Source organism: Pseudarthrobacter sp. R1 (assembly GCF_024494415.1).
Taxonomy (GTDB): Bacteria; Actinomycetota; Actinomycetes; order Actinomycetales; family Micrococcaceae; genus Arthrobacter.
Genome location: NZ_JAMKFI010000010.1, coordinates 16,898 through 40,208 on the forward strand (window position 1 = coordinate 16,898; position 23,311 = coordinate 40,208).

At 64.7% G+C, this 23,311-nt stretch carries 21 protein-coding genes; 6 read left to right on the forward strand and 15 right to left on the reverse strand.

All coding sequences use genetic code 11. The features are described 5' to 3' along the window. The 3 genes from ctaC to M8J71_RS20385 all read right to left on the reverse strand — a co-directional run bounded on the left by ctaC (nt 1) and on the right by M8J71_RS20385 (nt 3,108). A complete protein-coding gene (gene ctaC, locus M8J71_RS20375) occupies nt 1-873 on the reverse strand; it encodes an aa3-type cytochrome oxidase subunit II (protein ID WP_256249651.1) in 873 nt (290 codons plus the stop codon). A 188-nt stretch (nt 874-1,061) separates the two neighbouring features. After that, nucleotides 1,062-1,451 carry a HesB/IscA family protein gene (locus tag M8J71_RS20380; protein ID WP_104044002.1) on the reverse strand — a complete coding sequence of 130 codons (390 nt, stop codon included), beginning with the start codon at nt 1,449-1,451 and terminating at the stop codon, nt 1,062-1,064. A 217-nt stretch (nt 1,452-1,668) separates the two neighbouring features. Then, nucleotides 1,669-3,108 (reverse strand): dipeptidase, encoded by a 1,440-nt coding sequence (locus tag M8J71_RS20385; protein ID WP_256249652.1) that lies wholly within the window; start codon nt 3,106-3,108, stop codon nt 1,669-1,671. 88 nt (nt 3,109-3,196) lie between these two features. Here M8J71_RS20385 and M8J71_RS20390 point away from each other — a divergent pair, with 88 nt between their 5' ends. Next, on the forward strand, nt 3,197-3,799 hold the full coding sequence (locus M8J71_RS20390) for a DUF3043 domain-containing protein (RefSeq protein ID WP_256249653.1): 603 nt from the start codon (nt 3,197-3,199) through the stop codon (nt 3,797-3,799). 130 nt (nt 3,800-3,929) lie between these two features. On the opposite strand, the gene M8J71_RS20395 is transcribed toward M8J71_RS20390, so the two are convergent. After that, nucleotides 3,930-5,000 carry a quinone-dependent dihydroorotate dehydrogenase gene (locus M8J71_RS20395; protein WP_256249654.1) on the reverse strand — a complete coding sequence of 357 codons (1,071 nt, stop codon included), beginning with the start codon at nt 4,998-5,000 and terminating at the stop codon, nt 3,930-3,932. Nucleotides 5,001-5,091: 91 nt separating this feature from the next. Here M8J71_RS20395 and M8J71_RS20400 point away from each other — a divergent pair, with 91 nt between their 5' ends. Continuing rightward, entirely contained in the window at nt 5,092-6,090 is a 999-nt protein-coding gene (locus M8J71_RS20400; protein ID WP_256249655.1) for an alpha/beta hydrolase, read from the forward strand. A 19-nt stretch (nt 6,091-6,109) separates the two neighbouring features. On the opposite strand, the gene M8J71_RS20405 is transcribed toward M8J71_RS20400, so the two are convergent. The 3 genes from M8J71_RS20405 to leuA form a co-directional block, all read right to left on the reverse strand. Beyond that, the gene (locus M8J71_RS20405) at nt 6,110-6,952 is read right to left on the reverse strand and encodes an isoprenyl transferase (RefSeq protein ID WP_256249656.1); all 843 of its coding nucleotides are present in this window, start codon (nt 6,950-6,952) and stop codon (nt 6,110-6,112) included. 2 nt (nt 6,953-6,954) lie between these two features. Continuing rightward, nucleotides 6,955-7,707: a DNA repair protein RecO gene (recO, locus tag M8J71_RS20410; RefSeq protein ID WP_256249657.1), complete on the reverse strand. Its 753-nt coding sequence runs from the start codon at nt 7,705-7,707 to the stop codon at nt 6,955-6,957. A gap of 116 nt (nt 7,708-7,823) precedes the next feature. Continuing rightward, a complete protein-coding gene (leuA, locus tag M8J71_RS20415) occupies nt 7,824-9,563 on the reverse strand; it encodes a 2-isopropylmalate synthase (RefSeq protein WP_163163813.1) in 1,740 nt (579 codons plus the stop codon). A 249-nt stretch (nt 9,564-9,812) separates the two neighbouring features. Here leuA and M8J71_RS20420 point away from each other — a divergent pair, with 249 nt between their 5' ends. Continuing rightward, nucleotides 9,813-11,765, forward strand: a complete 1,953-nt coding sequence (locus tag M8J71_RS20420; RefSeq protein WP_256249658.1) for a M13 family metallopeptidase — start codon at nt 9,813-9,815, stop codon at nt 11,763-11,765. Between the two features lie 76 nt (nt 11,766-11,841). Here the strand turns inward: M8J71_RS20420 and M8J71_RS20425 are convergent, their stop codons facing one another. The 5 genes from M8J71_RS20425 to M8J71_RS20445 all read right to left on the reverse strand — a co-directional run bounded on the left by M8J71_RS20425 (nt 11,842) and on the right by M8J71_RS20445 (nt 17,335). After that, complete coding sequence (locus M8J71_RS20425; RefSeq protein WP_256249751.1) at nt 11,842-13,290, reverse strand: LCP family protein; 1,449 nt, start codon at nt 13,288-13,290, stop codon at nt 11,842-11,844. A 215-nt stretch (nt 13,291-13,505) separates the two neighbouring features. Continuing rightward, a complete protein-coding gene (gene era, locus M8J71_RS20430) occupies nt 13,506-14,465 on the reverse strand; it encodes a GTPase Era (protein WP_256249659.1) in 960 nt (319 codons plus the stop codon). Next, nucleotides 14,449-15,780: a hemolysin family protein gene (locus tag M8J71_RS20435; RefSeq protein WP_163163821.1), complete on the reverse strand. Its 1,332-nt coding sequence runs from the start codon at nt 15,778-15,780 to the stop codon at nt 14,449-14,451. Before M8J71_RS20435 ends, era begins: the two co-directional genes overlap by 17 nt. Further along, nucleotides 15,777-16,250, reverse strand: coding sequence for an rRNA maturation RNase YbeY (gene ybeY, locus M8J71_RS20440; RefSeq protein WP_256249660.1), 474 nt, complete (start codon nt 16,248-16,250; stop codon nt 15,777-15,779). Before ybeY ends, M8J71_RS20435 begins: the two co-directional genes overlap by 4 nt. Beyond that, nucleotides 16,247-17,335, reverse strand: a complete 1,089-nt coding sequence (locus M8J71_RS20445) for a PhoH family protein (protein ID WP_256249661.1) — start codon at nt 17,333-17,335, stop codon at nt 16,247-16,249. The genes ybeY and M8J71_RS20445 overlap by 4 nt, the downstream gene beginning before the upstream one ends. Before the next feature lie 359 nt (nt 17,336-17,694). On the opposite strand from M8J71_RS20445, the gene M8J71_RS20450 reads away from it, so the two are divergent. Then, nucleotides 17,695-18,654 (forward strand): GerMN domain-containing protein, encoded by a 960-nt coding sequence (locus tag M8J71_RS20450; protein ID WP_256249662.1) that lies wholly within the window; start codon nt 17,695-17,697, stop codon nt 18,652-18,654. A gap of 14 nt (nt 18,655-18,668) precedes the next feature. On the opposite strand, the gene M8J71_RS20455 is transcribed toward M8J71_RS20450, so the two are convergent. From M8J71_RS20455 to hrcA, 3 genes are all read right to left on the reverse strand, one after another. Further along, nucleotides 18,669-19,451 (reverse strand): 16S rRNA (uracil(1498)-N(3))-methyltransferase, encoded by a 783-nt coding sequence (locus tag M8J71_RS20455; RefSeq protein WP_256249663.1) that lies wholly within the window; start codon nt 19,449-19,451, stop codon nt 18,669-18,671. Between the two features lie 2 nt (nt 19,452-19,453). Further along, entirely contained in the window at nt 19,454-20,581 is a 1,128-nt protein-coding gene (dnaJ, locus tag M8J71_RS20460) for a molecular chaperone DnaJ (protein ID WP_163163831.1), read from the reverse strand. A gap of 78 nt (nt 20,582-20,659) precedes the next feature. Continuing rightward, nucleotides 20,660-21,673: a heat-inducible transcriptional repressor HrcA gene (gene hrcA / locus M8J71_RS20465; protein WP_256249664.1), complete on the reverse strand. Its 1,014-nt coding sequence runs from the start codon at nt 21,671-21,673 to the stop codon at nt 20,660-20,662. Nucleotides 21,674-21,849: 176 nt separating this feature from the next. Here hrcA and M8J71_RS20470 point away from each other — a divergent pair, with 176 nt between their 5' ends. Together M8J71_RS20470 and M8J71_RS20475 are read left to right on the forward strand one after the other, a co-directional pair. Then, entirely contained in the window at nt 21,850-22,701 is an 852-nt protein-coding gene (locus tag M8J71_RS20470) for a DUF3097 domain-containing protein (protein WP_163163835.1), read from the forward strand. 164 nt (nt 22,702-22,865) lie between these two features. Next, nucleotides 22,866-23,294 carry a DUF4870 domain-containing protein gene (locus tag M8J71_RS20475; RefSeq protein WP_256249665.1) on the forward strand — a complete coding sequence of 143 codons (429 nt, stop codon included), beginning with the start codon at nt 22,866-22,868 and terminating at the stop codon, nt 23,292-23,294. Nucleotides 23,295-23,311 lie beyond the last annotated feature (17 nt).

Below are 23,311 nucleotides of genomic sequence, written 5' to 3' on the forward strand. Positions count from 1 at the left end.
TTACTTATTTTCGTTCAGGTTCGGGTTACGGTCGTACTCCGCGCCAAGGGAACCAGTGTTGCCTGCTGACCGGAGATCGTCCATCTGAGCTTGGAATTCCGCTTCAGAGACTACCTTGACGCGGAGCAGCATCTCGGAGTGGTACTCGCCGCAGAGCTCGGCGCACTTGCCGTCATAGGTGCCCTCTTTAGTGGGGGTAAACCGGATGTAGTTGGTCTTACCCGGGATCATGTCGCGCTTCTGCAGGAAGGCGGGTACCCAGAAGGAGTGGATGACGTCGCGGGCGTTCAACTCGAGGTCTACAGACTTGTTGACGGGCAAGTACAGGGTGGGGAGTTGTTCCTTGTCGATCGTGTTACCGGTCAAGCGGGTCTGCTCGCCCGTCTCGTAGACATCTTCCTTGATGACGTCGCCGGCCTTGTAGTTGAAGTCCCATGCCCACTGCTTGCCGCGGACGTCGACAACGACGTCGGCGGGCTGTGACCGGTCATCAATGGCCTGCTGGTCGCGGTCCGTGAAGTAGAAGAACACCATGACCATAAAGAGCGGAATAGTCAGGTAAAACACTTCCAGCGGAAGGTTGAAGCTGGTCTGGCGCGGGAAGCCCACAGTGCCCTTGCGGCGCCGGTAGGCCACGAGGCACCAGACGATCAAGCCCCAGGTAATGATGCCCACAGCCAAGGCGGCGATCCATGAGTTGACCCAGAGGTCCATGATGCGGTCGCTGTTGCTGGTGGTGCCACGTTCTGTGGGCAGCCACCCTTTCTCTACCTCTGGCGAACATCCGGTCAAAACCAACGCGCCGGCAATTGCCAAGCTTGTGATCGTGGTGATCGTTTTGCGTCGGCTGCCGGTTCGGTTCTGCGAACTCACAGACGGCCCTTCCTACTTGTTGCTGCTGTTGTCCGGGCAGCCATCGGCGCCGCGGGCACACTAAAAGTTTTACTACTCGGTGTAGAGCTTACCGCTCCGCCGGGAGTTTCGCCCACATGTCGGCGCCGCGCCTCCTTCCGTTATTAATGGGAGGTGGCGCGGCGCCGGCATCGGGCGAAATAACCGGCTTAGTGGAAAGAGTCTCCACAGGCGCAGGAGCCGCCGGCGTTCGGGTTGTCGATGGTGAATCCCTGCTTCGCGATGGTGTCCTCAAAGTCGATGCTGGCACCACTGAGGTACGGGACGCTCATCTTGTCCACAACAACTTCGACGCCGTCGTAGTCCCGGACAGCGTCGCCGTCCAGGAGCCGTTCGTCGAAGTAGAGCTGGTAGATCAGTCCTGAGCAGCCGCCAGGCTGCACAGCAACCCGGAGCCGCAGATCTGTGCGGCCTTCCTGCTCGAGAAGACTGCGGACCTTGCCTGCTGCGACGTCGGTCAGGTTGACCTCGTGGACAGGCAGTTCTTCACTGGCCGCGCTGGTGGTCTGGGTGCTGTTCTCATTGGTTGCGGTGCTCATTGGCCTACCTTCTTAGGACGGTCTGGCGGCTCCGCGCTAACGGTGCCTGCCCCTACGGATTCGGTATGGGCTATAGCTACATGCTACGCGGGGCGCACGTGTAGCTCTAACTCCTGACGTAACCATGGAAGCCTCTTCCTTGTTCCCGCGGAGCGACCTTCAGCGTACGCGCCAGGGGTGAGGCCGGGGTGGCGCCGGGACGACAGGCCGCCCGCTTCTACAGTCCACCGTTCAGGCGTGACAGCAGCAGCGCTTCCGCCAGGATGGCTTTCCGGAAATCCCCCAGGTGCAGTGACTCGTTGGCGCTGTGTGCGCGGGAGTCCGGGTCCTCCACACCAGTCACCAGAATCTGGACGTCCGGATACAGCTCAGTGAGGTCGGCGATAAACGGAATGGAACCGCCGATGCCCGTCTCCACGGCCTGAACGCCCCACGCCTCTCCCAACGCCCACATCATCAGCCCTGCCGCGGCAGAAGAGGTGTCGGTCTTGAACGGATTGCCGCTCTCCCCCGGCGTGAAGGTGACTTTGGCGCCGAAGGGAGCGTGGGCCTCCACGTGCTTGCGAACGGCCTCCATCGCTTCTTCCGGAACCTGGCCCGGTGCAAGCCGCAGGCTGAACTTGGCCCGTGCCCGGGGCAGCAGCGTGTTCGAGGCCACGTCCACGGCAGGTGCGTCAAAGCCGATAATGGACAGCGCCGGCTTGGTCCAGAGCCGCGAGGCGATGCTGCCCGAGCCGGCGAGGCGGACGCCGTCGAGCACTGAGGCATCCGACCGGTAGTCAGCCTCCGGGAACTCCACCGTCGCATTGTCGAAGGCCACGAGGCCCTGGATGGCGACGTTTCCGTCGTCGTCATGAAGGGTGGCGATCAGGCGCGACAGCAGGGTGGGGGCATCCAGCACCGGTCCCCCGAACATCCCGGAATGCACCGCGTGCTCCAAGACCTGGACTTCGATGGTTCCGTCCACCAGGCCGCGGAGGCTTGTTGTCAGGGCCGGAACGCCCACCTTCCAGTTGCTGGAATCGGCGACGACGATGACATCAGCACGGAGCAGCGCCCGGTGTGCCTCCAGGAAAGGCCTGAATGTAGGGGAACCTGCTTCCTCCTCGCCCTCGAAAAAGAACGTCACGCCGAGGCCCAGCCCGTCACCCAGGACCTCGGCGACAGCCGTGAAGGCTGCGATGTGGGCCATGATGCCGGCTTTGTCGTCCGCTGCGCCGCGGCCGTAAAGGCGGCCATCCTTCTCAACAGCCGTGAATGGTTCGGTACCCCACAGTTCCTCGTCGCCCGCGGGCTGGACGTCGTGGTGGGCGTACAGCAGGATGGTCGGCTTGCCGTCGGCGGCCGGGCGGCGGGCGACGACGGCGGGGCCGCCCGGCGTGCCGTCGGGCTTGTCGCAGCCAAGGACCTGCACCTCCATCAGGCCAGCCGCACGCAGCAGTTCCGCCACGGCTTCCGCGCTGCGCTCCAGAGGCGACCGGTCGAAGCTGGGCCAAGCGATGCCCGGAATCGCGACCAGTTCCTTAAGGCGGGCCAGGGTGCCCTCAAAGGAGCGGTCAATGGCGGCCCGGAGGTCTTCCGTGCCGGGGTTTGGGTCGAGGCCGGGAGGTGTGGGGCCGGCAATGTTTTCGGGGGTGGCCGTCGGAGATGAAGTCATGGAAAAACATTACCCTCGTCACATTCAGCGCCGTGGCCGCCGCACGGCCGGGCCGGAAAGCAATGCCGCCGCAAGGTATTCTGTTCAGGTGTTCGGACGTAAAAAGGAAGCGCCCTCGGCGCAGGAAATAATAGACCAGCAGGCAGCGGAAGCTGCGGCCCGCCAGAACGGCATAGCCGGCAAGGGAGCTCCCACTCCAACCCGCAAGGCCCAGGAGGCTGCACGGAAGCGCCCGTTGGTGCCGGAGGACCGCAAAGCCTCCAAAGCTGCCGAGCGCCAGGCCGTCCAGGACCAGCGGCTCAAAATGCGCCAGGCGCTGGACACCGGCGACGAGAAGTTCCTGCCGTTGCGCGACAAGGGTCCCCAGAAGCGGTTCACCCGTGACTACGTGGACGCACGGTTCAGCCTCGGTGAATACCTGATGTTCGGCGCCCTCGTCTTCGTCCTGGTTTCCCTGGTGGTGCCGGCGTCCAGTGACCTGATGATTTACGTCCTGGGCGGTTTCTGGGTGATGTTCCTGGCGGTCTTCGTTGACGTGTTTATCCTGTCCCGCAAGCTCCGCAAGAGGTTGACCGAGAAGTTCGGCGAGGTGGAGCGGGGCACCGTTTGGTACGGCTCCATGCGTTCGCTCCAGTTCCGGAAGCTGCGGCTGCCCAAGCCCCAGGTCAAACGCGGCCAGTACCCGGCATAACCTGGTTCCCTGCGTCCTCCCATTTCATAGACAACGAAGCCCCGGCGGAATTTCCGCCGGGGCTTCGTTGTCACCAAAGGTACTGGCTCGCGGTCAGGTGCGGCGGCTGCCGCTTCAGCGCAACGACGCGCTAGGACCGCCGCTTCTTCGCCAGCTGCCGGTTGATGCGCGAAGCCCAGAACGGCCCTTCGTAGAGGAAAGCCGTATAGCCCTGGACCAGGGTGGCCCCCGCGTCCAGCCGGTCCTGGACGTCCTGCGCCGTTTCTACACCGCCAACGGCTACGAGGGTCAGGGCGTCACCGGTGATCTGTTTGAGCCGGCGCAGCACTTCCAGGGAACGCTGTTTGAGCGGAGCGCCGGAGAGCCCGCCCGCACCGCACTTTTCCACCAGGTCTGCAGGGGACGCCAGGCCTGTCCTTGCGATAGTGGTGTTGGTGGCAATGATGCCGTCCAGGTTCAGGTCCAGGGCAAGGCGTGCGACGTCGTCGATGTCCTCGTCGCTCAGGTCCGGGGCGATTTTCACCAGCAGGGGAACGTGGCGGCCCGCTGCACGGTCGGCTTCCTCGCCGACGGCGGTCAGCAGCGGCCGGAGGCTTTCCACGTCCTGCAGGAGCCGAAGGCCGGGGGTGTTGGGCGAACTGACGTTGACCACAAGATAGTCAGCGGCGGGCGCAAGGCTGCGGGCGCTGGCCAGGTAGTCATCCACAGCATCAGCCAGTTCAACAGCCTTCGTCTTGCCGATGTTGACTCCGATGACGGAGCGCACCGCAGGGTGCCTGCGCTGTAGTGCGGCACGGGCGGCCCTAAGCCGCGGGGCGACGGCGGTGGCGCCGTCGTTATTGAACCCCATCCTGTTGATTACGGCACGGTCCTCTACCAGGCGGAAGAGGCGAGGCTTTTCGTTGCCCGGCTGGGCCTGGCCGGTAATGGTGCCCACCTCAACGTGGCCGAACCCAAGCTGGCTCAGTGCCTCGATGCCATGGCCTTCCTTGTCGAAGCCGGCGGCAAGGCCGAAGGGCGAGGGAAAGGTGAGGCCGAAGGCCGTAGTCTGCAGCGACGGTGCCGGGGCCGTCAGTTTCTCCAGGACCTTCCCCGCGCCGGACCGATGTGCCAGCCGGATGGCCCTGAACCCAATTTTGTGGGCGCGCTCGGCGTCCATCCATGAAAAGGCCAGCCTGAAGAATGTGGGATAAACGCGCATGCCTCCAGTCTTCCGCCTTGGCGGGCCCACACCAAAATGAGCACAAACCAAAATGACGCAGGCCGGCCAAAGGGCGGAATAGCATAAAGCCATGGAATGGCAGCGGGACATCCTGGGCGAGGAATTCGACTCCCATGCCTTCACAGCCGCCGGACCGGACGGTGTGGAGCGGACCGCCACCCTGGTGCGGTTCCGCCCTGCCGTAGCTGGCGTCCTCGCCTGGCCCGAGAACCGCAGGGCAGTCCTTTTCCTGCACGGCTGGAGCGACTATTTCTTCAATGTGGACCTTGCCCGCTTCTGGTCTTCGGCCGGCTACGACTTCTACGCACTGGACATGCATAACCACGGCCGGAGCCTGCGTCCGGAGACTCCGGGCGGTTACGTCTCGGACCTCACCGACTATGACGCCGAGATTGAGATGGCGTGCCGCCTGATCAGCCAGGAGGGGGTTAACCGGCCGCTGACCCTGATGGGGCATTCAACGGGAGGGCTGGTGGCGGCGCTGTGGGCCAGCAGGCATCCCGCAGCGGTCTCGCAGCTCATCCTCAACAGCCCATGGCTGGAGATGCACGGAAGTGCGCTGGTGCGGCGCGCGGCGTCAAGCATGGTGGGACCTGTTGCCCGCTTCCGGCCGGAGGCTGTGCTCAGGCTCCCGGAGCGCGGCTTCTACTGGCGGACCATCAGCAGTTCTGCCGATGGGGAGTGGTCCCTGGATGACCGCTACCGGCCGCCCATGGCTTTCCCGGTGCGAGCCGGTTGGCTCAGTGCGGTACTTGCCGGCCACACCAAGGTTGCGCGCGGGCTCAACATCGAGGTTCCCATCCTGGTGCTGTTGTCCCGGGGAAGCGCGAACGGACTCTTCTGGTCCGAGGAGATGCGCCGGACGGACGCCGTGCTGGACGTCAACGTTATTGCTGCCCGTGCCCTCACCCTCGGCCGCACCGTGACGGTGGAAAGGATTGAGGGCGCACTGCACGACGTATTCCTCTCCCCCGCCGCTGTGCGTGCGGACGCCTACGCTCGGCTGTCGCGCTGGCTCCGTGCGTACGGTGACCCGGCAGACGTCGAAGAGGGCCAGGAACAGCCCTGACCGGCCGTTCCTGACCGGGCTACTCTGCCGGGTCCGCTCCGTTGACAGGGCGGGCTGCGTCCACCGCACCACCGTAACGGCGGTCCCGCCGGGCGTACTCTTCCACGGCAGCCCACAGCGTCCGGCGGTCGACGTCGGGCCACAGGGTGTCCATAAATACGAACTCTGCGTAAGCGGACTGCCACAGCAGGAAGTTGGACAGCCGCTGCTCCCCGGAGCTGCGCAGGAACAGGTCAACGTCCGGGAGGTCCGGCTCGTCCAGGTACTTCTGGATAGTGCGCTCGGTGATGGCACCGGGTTTGAGCCTGCCGGCAGCGACTTCCGCGGCAATGGCGGACACGGCGTCCGTGATCTCCGCCCGGCCGCCGTAATTAACACACATGGTCAACGTGCAGGTGCTGTTCCCTGCAGTGAACTCCTCGGCTTCTTCAAGTTCCCGGATGACGGACCCCCAGAGCCGGGGCCGCCGGCCGGACCACCGCACCCGCACGCCCCATTCGTCGAGCTGGTTCCGTTGCCTCCGAAGCACGTCCTTGTTAAATCCCATCAGGAAGCGCACTTCCTCCGGGGAGCGGCGCCAGTTCTCCGTGGAAAAGGCGTAGACACTGACGTACTCGATGCCCAGCTCAATGGCCCCTGCCATAACATCCAGCAGGGCGGGTTCGCCGGCCTTATGGCCTTCTATCCTGGGCAGTCCCCGCTGGTTCGCCCACCGGCCGTTGCCGTCCATCACGATGGCAACATGCCGGGGAATGAATTCTGCCGGAATGGACGGCGCCACCGCGCCGGAGGGATGCGGGTACGGGGCAACCACGGGGTGGCTCCGCTGAGGGGACGCGTTGTTCTTTTTTCCCAGGGCCACTGTCAGCTGCGCTCCACATGTTTGAGGGACTTCAGTACTCGTTCAAGATGCCATTGCAGGTAGGCGGCCACGAGGCCGGCGGCTTCCTTGCGGTGCACGGGCAGGGAGCCGTCCGCAGTGGCCCAGTCCCCCGTCAGCAGCGCCGCGAGCAGCACTACCGTTTCCGGCGCCGGCGCAGGCGACCCCGGCGGCCGGCAGCCATTGCAGACCATACCGCCCACGGGTGCGGAGAAAGCGCTGTGCGGGCCCGGAAGCCCGCAACGGGCGCAGTCCGTGAAGCTGGGCGCCCAGCCGCCGGTGGCCAGTGCCCGGAGCAGGTAGGAATCCAGGATCAGCCCGGCGGCATGCTCGTTCCGGCTCAGTGAGGCAAGGGCGCCGACCAGCAGGTTGTACTGGGCGGTTCCGGATTCGCCGTCGACGTCGGTGAGCTTTTCCGCGGTTTCCGTCATGGCGGCAGCTACGGTGTAGCGGCCGTAGTCTGCGGCGATGCTTCCGCCGTAGGCCCCCTTGGCCACGGCCTGGGTCACGATGTCCAGCGACTTTCCGGACACGAGCTGCAGGTCCGCCACCATAAACGGCTCGAGGCGCGCACCGAACCGGCTGCTGGTCCGCCGGACTCCTTTGGCCACAGCCCGCACCTGTCCGTGGTGCTTCGTCAGCAACGTGATGATGCGGTCCGCCTCGCCCAGTTTGTGGGTACGGAGCACGACGGCGTCGTCCCGGTACGCGCGGGAGGCGAAAGAGTGTTGGGCCACGCCTTTATCTTCCCATCCTTTGCGGGCGCTGCCTCCCCCGGGCACTGTCTCCCCCGGGCACCATGGGGGCGCCGTTGTGCGGCCAGGGTTTCCCCGGCGGCACAACGCCCCGTGCGTCAGGCCTGGGCGTCCCGGACGGCGCGGTTCACGGCAGAAATAACAGCCTTCAGGGAGGACATGCTGGTGTTGGCGTCGATGCCGACGCCCCACAGCACGCGCTCCCCCACTGCACACTCCACGTAGGCGGCCGCCATGGCGTTGCCACCCTCAGAGAGGGCATGCTCGCTGTAGTCCAGCACGCGGACGTCCACGCCGTCTTCCCGGAGGATGCTCAGCAGGGCGGCGATGGGGCCGTTGCCGGTGCCTGTCCGCTGAACCTGCACCCCGTCCACGGTGAGCGAGGCGTGAAGTGTCATGCCGCCGTCGTCATCCGTCTCTGTCTTGACAGCGCCGAGGGAGTAGCGGCCCCACTGCCCGTCAGTCTTGCCGGAGGGCAGGTACTCGTCCTGGAACACCTGCCACAGCTGGGCACCGCTGACTTCGCCGCCCACTGTGTCCGTGCGCTTCTGGATGACGCCGGAGAACTCGATCTGGGCACGGCGCGGCAGGTCCAGGCTGTGCTCGTTCTTCAGCAGGTAGGCGACGCCGCCCTTGCCGGACTGGGAGTTGACCCGGATCACCGCTTCGTAGCTGCGGCCCAGGTCTTTCGGGTCCACGGGCAGGTAGGGTACTTGCCAGGTGAAATCGGCAACGTCCTTGCCGGCGGCAGCCGCGTCCCGCTCGAGTGCCTCGAAGCCCTTTTTGATGGCGTCCTGGTGGGATCCGGAGAACGCCGTGAAGACGAGGTCGCCGCCGTAGGGTGAACGCTCGGGGACGGGCAGCTGGTTGCAGTACTCCACCGTCCGGCGGACGTCGTCGATGTTGGAGAAGTCGATCATGGGGTCGATGCCCTGCACGAAGAGGTTCAGGCCGAGGGTGACCAGGTCCACGTTGCCGGTCCGCTCGCCGTTGCCGAAGAGGCAGCCTTCGATCCGGTCAGCCCCGGCCATGTAGCCCAGTTCGGCGGCCGCGACGCCCGTTCCGCGGTCGTTGTGGGGGTGCAGCGAGAGAATGATGCCTTCCCGCGGGTGCAGGTGGCGGCTCATCCATTCAATCGAATCGGCGTAAACGTTGGGAGTGGCCATCTCCACGGTGGCTGGCAGGTTGATGATGACCTGGCGGTCTGCGGAAGCCTCGAAAACATCGGCGACGGCGTTGCAGACCCGCACCGCGTATTCCAGTTCGGTGCCAGTGAAGGATTCCGGGGAGTACTCGTAGGTCACGTGTGTGTCCACGAGGGTCTCTTCGTACTTCTTGCACAGCCTGGCGCCCTGGAGGGCGATGTCCAGGATCCCGTCCTCGTCCTGGTTGAAGACCACGCGGCGCTGCAGCACCGAGGTGGAGTTGTACAGGTGGACGATTGCCTGCTTGGCACCTACCAAGGACTCGTAGGTCCGCTCGATCAGGTGCTCCCGGGCCTGTGTCAGGACCTGGATGGTGACGTCATCCGGGATGTGGTTGCCCTCGATGAGCTGACGGACAAAGTCGAAGTCGGTCTGGGACGCAGACGGGAAGCCTACCTCGATCTCCTTGTAGCCCATACGGACCAGCAGGTCGAACATCTTCATTTTGCGGGCCGGGCTCATGGGGTCGATCAGGGCCTGGTTTCCGTCGCGCAGGTCAACTGCGCACCAGCGTGGAGCCTTGGTGATGATTTTGTCCGGCCACGTGCGGTCAGGCAGTTCGACTTTGATCTGGTCCTGGAACGGCGTGTACCGGTGGGCGGGCATTCCGGAGGGCTTCTGTGCGTTTCGCATTACTATCGGGGCCTTTTCTGTGATTCTTCTTTGAAAGGGTGGCCGGGCAACACAAACTCCGCAGCGAGGGTGGGCCTTGCGCTAGATCGCGTCTGAGGCCTCGCCGCGGCAGCTAAGAAGAAGAAGCTCTGCACGCACCTTTTGAGAGTAACACGGGTGCGTAAGATGAAAGGGCACTACCGTCCGTTACGTCCACTATGCAGACGCGGACCGGTATACGCCGGCGCCGGTCAGCAAAAAGGAGCTTCAGTGCCCATTTCGGGGATCGACCTGTCCACCTTTGATAACACCGTCCGGCCGCAGGATGACCTCTACCAGCACGTTAACGGTGCGTGGCTGAAGGCTACCGAAATCCCCGATGACCGGCCCCTGGAGGGCACGTTCACCGCCCTGCGGGACGGGTCCGAGATTGCTGTCCGCGACATCATCGAGGAAGCAGCGGCCAAGGGCGGGGCCGCCAGCGGCATCGAGCAGAAGGTCGGGGACCTCTACAACAGCTTCATGGACGAAGCTGCTGTGGAAGCCAAGGGCATTGAACCGATCCGCCAGCGGCTCTCCGAGGTGTTCGCCACCACCTCCGTTGCAGACCTGGTCTCCCTGGCGGGCCGGTTGTTCCGCGCCGATGTGGGTGGGCTGTTCTACATCTACCCGGCTCCGGACGCAGGCAATCCCGACCGGGTCCTCCTGTACGTTGGCCAGGGCGGTCTCGGACTGCCCGACGAATCGTATTACCGGGAAGAGAAGTTCGCCCCCATGGTCTCCGCCTACGGCGCGCATGTGAAGACCATGCTTGACCTGGCCGGCGTTCCGGATGCGGACGGCGCATCCGGGCGGGTGGTTGAACTCGAGACCAAGCTGGCGTCCCATCATTGGGACAACGTCACCCTTCGGGATCCGCAAAAGACCTACAACCTGAAGTCGGCGGACGAGGCATCCGCCATCTTCCCGCTGCTCACCACCTGGTTCGATGCCGCGGGCATCGGCGAGGAGAAGCGGCAGGAAATTGTGGTGAGCACCCCTCCGTTCTTCGACGGCGCCGCAGGCCTTCTCGAGAGCGAACCGCTGGCCCACTGGCAGGAATGGCTGGCCATGCGGGTTATCAGCGCCGCAGCCCCCTACCTGTCCTCGGCTTTTGTTGACGCCAACTTCGCCTTCTATGGAACCACCATCAGCGGCACCCCCCGGAACAAGGACCGCTGGAAGCGCGGCGTGGGCGTTGTGGAAGGCGGCCTCGGCGAAGCCGTGGGGCAGATCTATGTGGCGCGGCACTTTCCGGAAACGCATAAGGCCCGTATGCAGACGCTTGTCGCCAACCTGATCGAGGCCTACCGCCAAAGCATCGCCGCTGTGGGCTGGATGGGTGAGGACACCAAGGCCGAGGCGCTGCGGAAGCTGGAAGGGTTCCGGGCGAAGATCGGCTATCCGGAAGAGTGGATCGACTACTCAGCCGTGGAGATTGATCCGGCTGATCTGCTGGGCAACGTGGAACGGGCACACAACGCCGACGTCGACCGGCACCTTGATGAGGTGGGCAAGCCGGTGGACCGCAACAAATGGCTGATGACCCCGCAGACAGTCAACGCCTACTACCACCCGATGATGAACGAGATCGTTTTCCCGGCGGCGATCCTGCAGCCGCCGTTCTTCACCGCCGACGCTGACGACGCCGTGAACTACGGCGGGATCGGCGCGGTGATCGGGCACGAAATCGGCCACGGCTTCGACGACCAGGGGTCACAGTTCGACGACGGCGGTGCACTGCGGAACTGGTGGACCGACGAAGACCGCCAGGCCTTCGAAAAGCTCACGGCCAAACTGGTGGCGCAATACGATGCACTTTCCCCGTACGCAGCACCGGGACATAACGTCAACGGGCGCCTCACCCTCGGGGAAAACATCGGCGACCTCGCCGGGCTGGCCATTGCCTACAAGGCCTACCTGATCAGCCTCGATGGAAAGGAGCCGGAGGTCCTGGACGGCCTCACCGGGCACCAGCGCTTCTTCGCATCATGGGCAGCAGGATGGCGGCAGGTAATCCGGAGCGAAGAAGCCATCCGCAGGCTGGCAACGGACCCGCATTCGCCCAACGAGTTCCGGACCAACGCCATTGCGAAGAACCTCGACGCCTTCCACGACGCCTTTGAAGTCACTGACCAGGACGGCATGTGGATGTCCCCGGAAGAACGCGTCAGCATCTGGTAGCCAGAAAAACGGGGCTCGCCGAGCGGGCCCCGTTTTTCTGTTCCGGGCGGCTTGCGGCCGCGCTGCCCGTACCCTGCTAACCCTCGACGATCAGCATGGGGTTGGCCTGCTGGCAGAGGGTGTCCCCGGCAGTCTGGTTGACGATGTTCTCCGGCAGCGCAGCCGGCGCGCCGTATGTGGCACCGGACGTGAAATCGGTGCCCAGGTAGACCTGGACGCCGGACACTGCCGGGGCAGGCAGCATTTGCGCCGCGGGGATTCCGAGCAGCGCCGCAACGTCAGCAGCCACGTCCGCATAGCCGGTGCCATAGTAGACAACTGACTGTTCCACGGCAGTTGCCTCGAATTGTCCGGTCTGGGTGAATCCGCCGCCGATCAGGGCCTGGACTATTTCCTGTGCGCGCCCTGGCACGCCGGTGCCGTTGGCTACGGTGACGGGCTGAAGCGCCTTGTCATAGGCCGGCACCGGAGGAGCCGTTTCGCTTGGAGCCGCCGTTGGTGGAGCAGTGGTTTCCGTGGGTGTGGGCGGCGCTGTGGGGTCGGTCAGGTCGATATCCTCCCGCAGCGCGGAGAACAGCTGGGACCCGGCGGGCTCGGCGATCTGCAGCCTGTTTGGATCCAGAAGGGCGGGCGTGGTGGGAACGGCCACGAACGCAACTTTGCTGATGTCGATGTCCTTGAGCCGGTTGCCGATGGTCAACAGGGTGGGAACCGAAGCCAGGCCCTCGTCGACGGTCAGGTTCTGGGTGACGACGTCGGCGATCTTCAGCATTTTGCCGGGGTCGGACAGGGTGCCTTCATCCTTGATCTTCCGGGTGAGCGAGGACAGGAACCCCTGCTGGGCCTTGATGCGGCCGAGGTCGCCGCCGTCGGCAAACGCGTGGCGGGTCCGCAGGAAGGCGAGGGCCATTTCACCTTGAACCGCGGAGGTGCCCTTCGGGAGGCGGAGCCGGGAATCGGGGTCAAAGACGGCGTCACTGATGCACACGTCCACGCCGCCCACGGCGTTGGACAGTTCCTTCACCGCGTTGAAGTCCGCCATCATGAAGTGGTCCACGTCCAAGCCGGTGATCCGGTTGACCGTGTCAACGGCGCAGCCGATCCCCGCCTCGGCCATGGCTTCATTGATCATCACACCGCTGCGGGCAGGATAGGTCTGGTTGGTTTCCTCGTCCTTACACTCAGGAATGTCAACCAGCAGGTCGCGGGGAAAGCTGATGACGCTGACGCGTTTGTTGTCCGCGGAAATGTCCATCAGCATCATGACGTCGGATTTGCCGTAGCCGCGTGAATCGTCCGCCGTGCCATATTCGGCGTTCTTGCCGTCCCTCGTGTCTGAGCCGAGGATCAGGATCTGCATCCGCCCGGTGGCATCGCTCACCGATTCGTTGTTTCCGCCCCCGGCGTTCAGTGGCGCCTTGGAAAGGTTGCCTTGCAGGCGGAGAAACCAGAACCCTGCGAACGCGAGGGCCCCGACGAGGGCCACCGACAGCACGCCCGTGGTGATCTTGAGCCACAGCGGCATCCCGCGCACGGGGCCGAAGTGGCGGGCGGCTCCAACGGTGCCATCATCCGCGTGCCGGGACACTGGTCCCCCTGCTGACACGTCAGCTCCGTTTTCGCGCTTGTCGCGGCCTCGCCCCACGTGGTGAACCTTCCTCTAGATTCTGAATCCGGCCCATTTTAGTGGTCCAGGCTGGGAAATTCCCGGACGGCCACCGGCCGCACGTATTAAAGCGGTCAGAAGCCCAGCTTGACCAGCTGTTTCGGATCCCGCTGCCAGTCTTTGGCGACCTTCACGTGCAGGTCGAGGTAGACGCGCGTCCCCAGGAGGGCCTCGATTCCCTTCCGTGCGTTGGTGCCCACTTCGCGCAGCCGGCTGCCGCCCTTGCCGATGATGATCGCCTTTTGGGACGGGCGTTCGACGTAGAGGTTCACGCGCACGTCCAGCAGCGGATTGTCCTCCGGACGGTCCTCCCGGGGCACGATCTCTTCGACAACCACCGCCAGGGAGTGCGGCAGTTCATCGCGTACGCCTTCCAGCGCCGCTTCGCGGATCAGCTCCGCGACCATCACGGCTTCCGGCTCGTCGGTCAGCTCCCCGTCCGGGTACAGCGGGGGCGACGGCGGCATGTGGCTGATCAGGACGTCGGCTACGGTTTCCACCTGGAAGCCGTCGCTGGCGGATACCGGAACAATATCCTTCCAGCCTTCCTCCCCCAGCACTTCCCGCCCGAGCGCGGCGACGGCAAGGAGCTGCTCCGTTAGGGCCTGCCGGTCCACCAGGTCCGCTTTGGTGACAATGGCGATGACAGGCTGGCGGCCAACAGCTGCGAGCTGGGCCGCGATGTACTTGTCGCCGGGTCCGATCTTTTCGTTGGCGGGCAGGCAGAACCCGATGGCGTCCACCTCCGCAAGGGTGTCGGCCACGAGGTCGTTCAGGCGCTTTCCCAAGAGGGTGCGGGGCCGGTGCAGGCCCGGTGTATCCACGAGGATCAGCTGTGCGTCCTCGCGGTGGACGATGCCCCGGATGGTGTGGCGGGTGGTCTGCGGCTTGGCGGAGGTAATGGCCACCTTCTTGCCCACCAGGGCGTTTGTCAGTGTGGACTTACCCGCGTTGGGGCGGCCCACCAGGACTGAAAATCCTGCGCGGAAGCCCCCGAAGTCTTCGTCGCCTGCGGCCTTATTTTTCTTGCTCACGTGGAACTCCCTGCTGGGTTGCTTCCGCCTCCTGGAGGAGGTCTTCAAGGTCAGTGTCTACTTTTGGAACCTGCGCCGCAATGATGTGGCTGACCCGGTTCCGGCGGCCTTCCAGCCTTTCGGCGCGCAGCGACACACCGTCAACTTCGACGCTGCTGCCGACGATGGGTACACGGCCCAGCGCTTTGGCGAGCAGGCCTCCCACTGTGTCCACTTCGTCGTCGTCAAGCTCGATGTCAAAAAGCTCGCCAAGGTCATCGATGCTCATCCGGGCGCTGACACGGTACGAGCCGTCGCCCAGTTCCACGGCCTCGGCGCTTTCGGTATCGTACTCGTCGACGATTTCGCCCACGATCTCCTCGATCAGGTCTTCGAGGGTGACGAGTCCGGCGGTACCCCCGTATTCGTCGATCACAATGGCCACGTGCGTGGATTCCTTCTGCAACTCGCGCAGGAGGTCACTGACCTGCTTCGATTCGGGCACGTACCGCACTTCCCGTACCAGCGAATCCACCAGGGGCGGCTCCTCGTCGGGCGCCAGCTCATGCAGGACGGCCGCGACATCCTTGAGGTAGATGATGCCCAGGATATGGTCCGTGTCTTCGCCAATCACAGGAATCCTGGAATATCCGGACCGCAGGAACAGCGACATGGCACGGCGGAGGCTGGAGCCGGCTTCGATGCTGAGGATGTCGGTCCGCGGCACCATCACGGCGCGGACCAGGGTGTCGCCGAAATCGAAGACCGACTGGATCATCTCCGCCTCGGTGTCCTCGATCATGTCTGATTCGCTGGCCCGTTCCACCAGCTCACGGAACTCCTGCTCGCTGAAGAACGCCTCATCGCCGAGCGGCGCACCGGGGGCAGCAGCGCTTCCCAGCGCCACGAGCCATCCCGGGATGGGCCCGAGCACCCAGGTGAGGAAACGGATCATCGGTGCCGTAAAGCGGACGACGGCGGCTGAGTGGAGCCTTCCGAGCTGGCGGGGAGAGACGCCCACAATGACGAATCCCAGGAGGGCCATGATGCCGGTTGCAGCAAGCCCTGCCAGCCAGATGTTGTCGAGCAGGCTGTACAAAAGGACGGCGACGGCAACCGCTGAGGCCATCTCAAACCAGATGCGCCAGAACCGCAGCGCGCGGATGTGCGCCACGGGCTGTGCCAGGATCCGGCGCATCGCGGTGCCGCGGCTTTTGACGAGCGCCTCCTCGGCGTCGTGCCGCGGGAGGAAGTTAAAGGCGGCTTCGGCCGCGGTCAGTACTGCCGCGACGGCCAGGAAAGCCAGGGCCATCGCGACGAGGAGCAGAGGGGTCACTGGGTGGTCTCGGCGGGTGCTTCTTTACCGGTGAAGCCGGACAGGAGTTCGCGCTGAAGGCCGAACATCTCGGCCTTCTCCTCGGGCTCGGCGTGGTCGTAGCCCAGCAGGTGCAAAATACCGTGCGTGGTCAGCAGCAGCATCTCGTCCTGCAGCGAGTGTCCGGCATTCCGGGCCTGGACCGTTGCGACCTGCGGGCACACCGCAATGTCCCCCAGCATGCCCTGGGGCGTCGGCCGGTCAGGCGTACCAGGGGTCAGCTCGTCCATGGGCACGGACAGCACGTCCGTGGAGCCGGGCTCGTCCATCAGCTCGATGTGAAGCTTCTCCATCGCAGGCTCGTCCACCAGGAGGATGGACAGTTCGGCCTGCGGATGGATGTAAAGGTGCTCAAAGATGTACCTGGACAGGGCAACGAGCTCGGATTCGTCCACCTGGACGCCGGACTCGTTGTTCACCTCGATGCTCACGCGTGTTCCCCCCGTTTTTCCCGGCTTGCCGAATGCTTGACCCGGCTGCGCTGGGTGTCGTCCCAGATGCTGTAGGCATTGACGATATCGCCCACCAGGCGGTGCCGCACCACATCTGCTGCATCCAGGACGGAGAAGTTCACGCCATCAATGCCCTGCAGGATCTCTTCTACAATGCGCAGCCCGGACCGGGTGCCGAAAGGCAGGTCCACCTGGGTGACATCGCCGGTGACCACCATTTTGGAGCCGAAGCCAAGCCTGGTGAGGAACATCTTCATCTGCTCGGGCGTGGTGTTCTGCGCCTCGTCCAGGATGATGAAGGCGTCATTGAGCGTGCGGCCGCGCATGTAGGCCAGCGGCGCCACTTCGATGGTCCCCGCCGCCATGAGCCGCGGAATGGATTCAGGGTCCATCATGTCGTGTAGGGCATCGTAGAGCGGGCGGAGGTAGGGATCGATCTTGTCGCTCAAGGTCCCGGGAAGGAAACCAAGCCGCTCCCCCGCCTCGACGGCCGGGCGGGTCAGGATGATCCGGCTGACCTCTTTTTGCTGCAGGGCCTGCACCGCTTTGGCCATGGCCAGGTAGGTCTTGCCCGTTCCCGCGGGCCCGATGCCGAAGATCACCGTATTGACGTCGATCGCGTCCACGTAGTTCTTCTGGTTCAGGGTTTTGGGCCGGATGGTCTTGCCACGGCTGGACAGGATGTCATGGGTCAGGACATCCACCGGATTCTGCATCGACTGCGAGCGGAGGAGGACCACGAGCTGCTGCAATACAGCCGGGCTAATGACCGTACCGCGGGCAACGAGTCCGCGGACCTCATGGAGGAGCCGCATAATCCGTGGCACATCAGCCGCCGGTCCGCTGATGGAAAGCTCATTGCCGCGGACGTGGAAGTTCACGTCAGGAAACTGTTCCTCGATGAACCGCAACGCTTCATCATGGCTGCCCAGCGATTGGACCATCTGGTCCGAGTTGTCGAAAAGGACTACTTCGGTCCGGACGCCGGGGAGTGAATGGGGAAACTCCCCCGCTGCGCCCTCGCCTGTGACGAGCCTGCGCTTTCCGTTAGCTGATTCAGTCATGGTGCTGGCCCGCAGGCCTGTGATCCCCTCGATGTCGAAACATTAGCTGTTGGCTGATCTGCGGCGGCTGGTGCCGTTGCTTCCAGCGGTACCTTCCATCCTACGCCAGCAGGCACACCAGACCCCAGACAGCAATGGGGCGCCGGGACGGTTCCGGCCCGGCCCAACGCGTGTTTCCCGTCATTAGGTATCAACTTCATATCGGCCTCATATCGTTCCAGTTGCAGTTGGACCGCGCAGCGCATCCCGGCGCTTCTGCTCCCCGGGGCTGTGTAATGCTGGAAATCCAGCGTGCTGCTGGAGCATCAAAGCCGACCGGGGATCGGCTCCGACGACCAGGAAAGGACAGGGCAATCAAGTTGCCGGAAACCGCAGCGCCCCGCCGGGCCCGAGGTGCCTTTAGCGGCCCACGTTCAGCGGTCCTCGCCGGTCTCCTGGTCGCTGTCCCGGTCCTGGCCGGCTGCATCGCCGAACCGGGGCCATCCCCCACCGGCATGCTGTCCTCGAGCACTGCCACCCCGGGAATCACGTCCGGCGCCCCGTCCACGAGTGCACCCCTGGAGACTACCCAGTCCTCCAACAAGGCACCCGTTTATTGGATTGGGCGCAGCAACAGCGATGTCTTCCTATACAGGGAATTCCGGGACGTTCCGGAACAGGAGAATCCCGTGACCCGTGCCCTGCGCGCCATGATGTCCGAAAAGCCCCTGGACCCGGACTTCTTTACGCCGTGGCAGAGCCCCAAGCAGCTGGCCACGTCCATTTCCGGCAAGGACGTCATCACTGTGGACGTGTCGGAGGATGCCTTCAACAGCAACCTTGACGCCGACATGGCGGCCCGGGCCATCCAGCAGCTTGTCTACACGGCTACCGCGGCTGCTGCGAGCTCAGGGCTGATTGACTCCGGACAGCAGATTCGTGTCCGGATCCTCGTGGACGGACATACGGACTACGTCGCTTTTGGCCATGTGCAGCTGGGGTCCCTCATGGCCCGGACGGCCGGGCTGGTGGCTCCGGTCTGGATCATCGACCCGCAGGAAAACGTGGAAGTGCCCGATGGCAGCGTCAAGATCACCGGACGAAGCACCCTGCCTGGCGGAAAGCTGCGCTGGCAGATCCTGCGGTCCGGAGACAACGGGGACAAAACCCCTTTCCTGACGGGCGAAACAACGGCGGCTGCGGATCCGGCGCAAGCAGGCGTGTTCACCTTGGCCCTGACGCTGCCTGAGGGTGACTTCGAACTTCGGGTGGCCCAAACCTCGAACGCGGACGGCCAGGTGGACGGGACCGAGGACACCCGAAGCTTCAAGGTCCGCTAGCCCTGCGGGGCGGCTCAAACTGTGGGAGCCGCCCAGCGGCCCAGGACGTCACTGGCAAGAACGACGGCGGCAGGACCGGCCGTTGATGAGCGCAGCACGTGGTGTCCCAACAGGGCGGTGACGGCACCCTGGCCGCACAGCCTTGTCACTTCACGCTGACTGATCCCTCCCTCGGGCCCCACGATCAGGAGCACTTCGCGCGCACCGTCAGCCGCCTCGGCCGGGAGCCAGGATTCCAGGACGGACCGCAGGGGCCGCACGGCGTTCTCGTGCAGGAGAACGGCGAGGTCGGCAGCCTCCACTGCGGAGGCGAGGCCGGCGGTGTCGACGGCGGCACGCACTTCAGGGATCCAGGCACGGCGGGCCTGTTTGGCGGCGGCAGTGACTACGGATTGCCATTTTGCGTGGGCTTTGGCGGCCCGGTCACCTTTCCAGCGTACGATGGACCGCTCTGACTGCCACGGGATAACAGCGTCGATGCCCAGTTCGGTGGCCGTCTCAATGGCCAATTCATCCCGATCGCCCTTGGCCAGGGCCTGGACCAGCACCAGCCTGGTGCGCGGACGGTCCTCGACAACCACCGAGGTGCATTCCACTTCGAGCCCGGAGGAGGAAGCGGCGGTAACCTTGCCGCTCATGCGGGTACCGGCGCCGTCAACGATGTCCACGGCTTCGCCCGGAGCGAGCCGCTTTACCGTGACCGCATGCCGCGCCTCAGGTCCCTCCAGTACGAAGATCCGTTCCGGCACCATCCCGTCCAGGGACCCGGGCGCAGTGAAAAAGACGGGGTTGCTCACCGCTACAGGTTACCGAGCCGGTCCCGGAGCTTGGCGAACATGCCGCCGCTGGCAGCAAGCTTGCCTTCCGTGATCTGCTCGCCGCGAAGCTTGGCCAGCTGGCGCAGCAGGTCCTCCTGCGCGGGATCGAGCTTCGCCGGCGTCTCGACCTGAAGATGAACCTTCAGGTCGCCACGGCCGTACCCGCGCAGGTGGGTGACGCCAAGTCCGCGCAGGGTGATGATCTCTCCGGACTGCGTGCCGGCCTTCACATCGATCTCCTGCGGCCCGTCGAAGGTTTCGAGGGTCACATCGGTTCCCAGGGCAGCTGCCGTCATGGGGATGTTCAGGGTGGCGTGGAGGTCGTCGCCTTCGCGGACGTAGGTGGCATCGTTATTGACGCGGATTTCCACGTAGAGGTCACCCGTGGGGCCGCCGGCGGGACCGGCCTCGCCCTGCCCGGACAGCTGGATGCGCGTGCCGGTGGCGACGCCGGCGGGGACCTTGATGGTCAGCGAACGGCGGCTGCGGATCCGGCCCTGCCCGCTGCATTCGTTGCAGGGGTCCTTGATAACGGTTCCGAAGCCTTCGCAGGTACCGCAGGGCGCGGCGGTCATGACCTGGCCGAGGATGGAACGCACGGCCCTCTGGACCTGGCCGCTGCCACCGCAGATGTCGCAGCGCTCCGGATGCGTTCCGGGACGGCAGCACGAGCCATCACAGGTGGGACAGACCACTGCCGTATCCACTTCGAGCTTCTTGTTGACCCCGAACACCGCGTCGCGGAGTTCGATCCGGACGCTGATGAGCGCGTCCTGCCCGCGCCTGACCCGTGATGCGGGGCCGGTGGTGCCGCCGGCGCCAAAGAATGTATCGAAGATGTCCTGGAAGGCGAAGCCCTGGCCGGCATATGCTCCCCCGCCGAACCCGTTGTCCGTGCCGTTCTCGTTGCCGGTGGTGTCGTAGACCCGCCGCTTTTGGGGGTCCGAGAGAACTTCGTAGGCGTGGGTCACTGCCTTGAAGCGGTCCGCAACGTCCTCACCGGGGTTAACGTCCGGGTGAAGGGTCCGGGCCAGCTTGCGGTAGGCCTTCTTGATCTCTTCTCCGGTGGCATCCGGTGAGACTCCAAGGACTTCGTAGTGGCTGCTCAAAGTTCGTATCTCTTCCTTGTTGTTTTGCCTGCAGTCTTACTGCATCACTGCTGTGCGCTTTTGGGCGACGTCCTGCGGTCAGGGCCCCAAAATGCGGGACAGGTAACGGGCCACAGCCCTGACGGCTGCCATGGTGGTGGGATAGTCCATCCTGGTAGGACCCAGCACGCCAATCTTGGCGACGCTGTCCGGGCCATAGCCCGTGGCCACAACGGATGCCTCCGCCAGGCCGTCATAAGGGTTTTCGCGGCCGATGCTCACGGCCACGCCGCGGTGATCCTGCGCCATCTCGCTCAGCAGGCGCAGCATCACCACCTGTTCCTCAAGCGCCTCCAGCACCGGCCCGATGCTGAGCGGGAAGTCAACGTTGGAACGGGCGAGGTTGGCCGTGCCGGCCATCACCATACGGTCTTCGCGGCTGCTGTGGGCCAGGCCCTCCAGTCCGTGCGCCAGCGCCTGGGCTGCCTGCCGCTGTCCCGGGGCGACACCGGACACCACTGCGGGCAGGGAGTGCACCAGTTGGGCCAAGGGGGTCCCGGCGAGGGAGCCAAGGAACCTGGCACGCAACGCAGCGAGGGCCTCATCCGCCAGGTCCTGCCCGACGTCGATAACCCGCTGTTCCACCTTGCCGCTGTTGGCTATCAGCACCACCAGCACCTTCCGCGGTGCGAGCAGAACGAATTCGATGTGGCGGATCAGTGCGCGGTTAAGGTGCGGATACTGGACAACCGCCACCTGGTTAGTCAGCTGGGACAACAGCCGGACGGTACGTTCCAGGACGTCGTCGAGGTCATCCGAGCCCTCAAGGAGGGACTGGATGGCCCGCCGCTCCGCCTGGGACAAGGGCTTCACCGCGGAAATCTGGTCGACGAAGAGCCGGTAGCCCTTGTCTGTGGGTATGCGGCCCGCGCTGGTGTGGGGCGCCGTAATCAGCCCTTCGTCCTCAAGCGCGGCCATGTCATTGCGAATGGTGGCGCTGGAGACACCAAGATGGTGCCGCTCCACCAGGGCCTTGGACCCGACGGGCTCGCGGGAGTGGACGTAGTCCTCCACGATGGCCCGCAGTACTTCCAGTTTGCGTGGCTCGCTCACTCTCCACCTCCATCCAGGGTTCAGGGCAGGCGTTCCGCCCGCACCGTGCCGCTACAGCGGTTAGCACTCGACATGCCCAAGTGCTAACAGTCTATTATGACTCACCCCGTTGTTAGCATTGGTACCGCTCCGGGCGAAATTCCCGGCCGTGATCTAGCGCGAGGCGGAGTGATTCTATGCATTACCAAAACTGGGGAGCCCAGGACCTTTCCGCGCCCGCCAAGACGCAATTGCCCGAGGTGCCTGTAGAGCGGGGCATGGTGCTGGAAGACGTGCAGTCCGGCTGGGTTGGCGCAGTGACGCGGGTGGAGAAATCGGGCGGAATGCATGTGGTGGCCCTGGAGGACCGCCGCGGCAAGTCCCGCTCCTTCCGGCTGGGCTTCGGGTTCCTCCTGGAAGGCCAGGCGATCCGGCTGATGCCGCCCGCTCCGCGGCCGGCCGCCGGGGCGGGTACAGCCGGCAGGACGGCGTCGGGTTCTGTCCGCGTGGCTGGCCAGCGAGCCCAGGTTGCCAAGGCGAGCCGCATCTGGGTCGAAGGAAAGCACGACGCCGAACTCGTGGAGAAGGTGTGGGGAGATGACCTTCGGGTGGAGGGCATCGTCGTCGAGCCCCTGCACGGCATTGATGACCTCGCGGCGGCTGTGGCTGATTTCAAGCCGGGGCCGGGCAGGCGCCTGGGCGTGCTTGTGGACCACCTGGTGCCCGATTCGAAAGAGTCCAGAATTGCCGACGCCGTGATGGCCTCTCCCGGCGCCGCGGGGAATGTGTTGATCGTGGGACACCCCTACGTCGACGTCTGGCAGGCCATCCGTCCGGCTGTCCTGGGGATCGAGAAGTGGCCGGTGGTGCCGCGCGGGCAGGACTGGAAAACAGGCATCCTCGCAGCCTTCGGCTGGCCCCACGAAACCAAAGAGGACATCGGCCTGGGGTGGCAGAAGCTGCTGGGCGCCGTCCGCAGCTACGCGGACCTGGAAGCGTCATTGTTGGGAAGGGTGGAGGAAGTCATCGATTTCCTCACTGTTCCCTAAAGCGGCGTCAGAACCTCATTGCCGCGAGCCTGCTCCTGTCCGGTGTTGGGACAGGCACCACGCTGCACCCAGTATTCTTGGTACTGCAGTGTCTGCGGATCGCAGCACCGGCAGTAGACATGGCATTCTTAGTCAGCACCATTGCACTTTCGAAGGAACAGACTGTGGCAGAAAACGCACGTGAGCACAGGGACAGCCAGGGCGGCCAGGGCGGCCAGGGCCGTTCGGAGTACCACGGCGTTCCAGCCAATGCGCTGCCCCTGACGGCCAGCGAAGACCGGCAGTGGGCCACGCTGGCGCACTTTGGCGGCATTTTGGGCTGCGTTCCTTCCCTCCTGATCTACCTGATCTTCCGTGACCGGGGCCCGTTTACCGCCCAGGAGTCCAAGGAGGCGCTGAACTTCAGCCTGCCGCCCACTATCGCGGCAGTGGTTGCCAACATCCTTGTCTTCGTGCCGGTGATCGGCAACATCTTTGCCGTCATCGCAACACTGATCTGGATCGCCCTCACCTGCTTCTCGGTGGCCGCCGGCATCCACGTCAACAAGGGCCAGCCGCACCGCTACCCGTACAACCTGCGCTGGATCAAGTAGCGCAGGCAGACTTCACT

Bases quoted from the DNA above. Each gene is read 5' to 3' on its own strand.
- M8J71_RS20425 (WP_256249751.1), bottom strand. From the start codon at position 13,290: ATGCCGCTGTGGCTCAAGATCACCACGGGCGTGCTGTCGGTGGCCCTC.
- M8J71_RS20380 (WP_104044002.1), bottom strand. From the start codon at position 1,451: ATGAGCACCGCAACCAATGAGAACAGCACCCAGACCACCAGCGCGGCC.
- M8J71_RS20385 (WP_256249652.1), bottom strand. From the start codon at position 3,108: ATGACTTCATCTCCGACGGCCACCCCCGAAAACATTGCCGGCCCCACA.
- leuA (WP_163163813.1), bottom strand. From the start codon at position 9,563: ATGCGAAACGCACAGAAGCCCTCCGGAATGCCCGCCCACCGGTACACG.
- M8J71_RS20470 (WP_163163835.1), top strand. From the start codon at position 21,850: ATGCATTACCAAAACTGGGGAGCCCAGGACCTTTCCGCGCCCGCCAAG.
- M8J71_RS20400 (WP_256249655.1), top strand. From the start codon at position 5,092: ATGGAATGGCAGCGGGACATCCTGGGCGAGGAATTCGACTCCCATGCC.
- M8J71_RS20445 (WP_256249661.1), bottom strand. From the start codon at position 17,335: ATGACTGAATCAGCTAACGGAAAGCGCAGGCTCGTCACAGGCGAGGGC.
- M8J71_RS20395 (WP_256249654.1), bottom strand. From the start codon at position 5,000: ATGCGCGTTTATCCCACATTCTTCAGGCTGGCCTTTTCATGGATGGAC.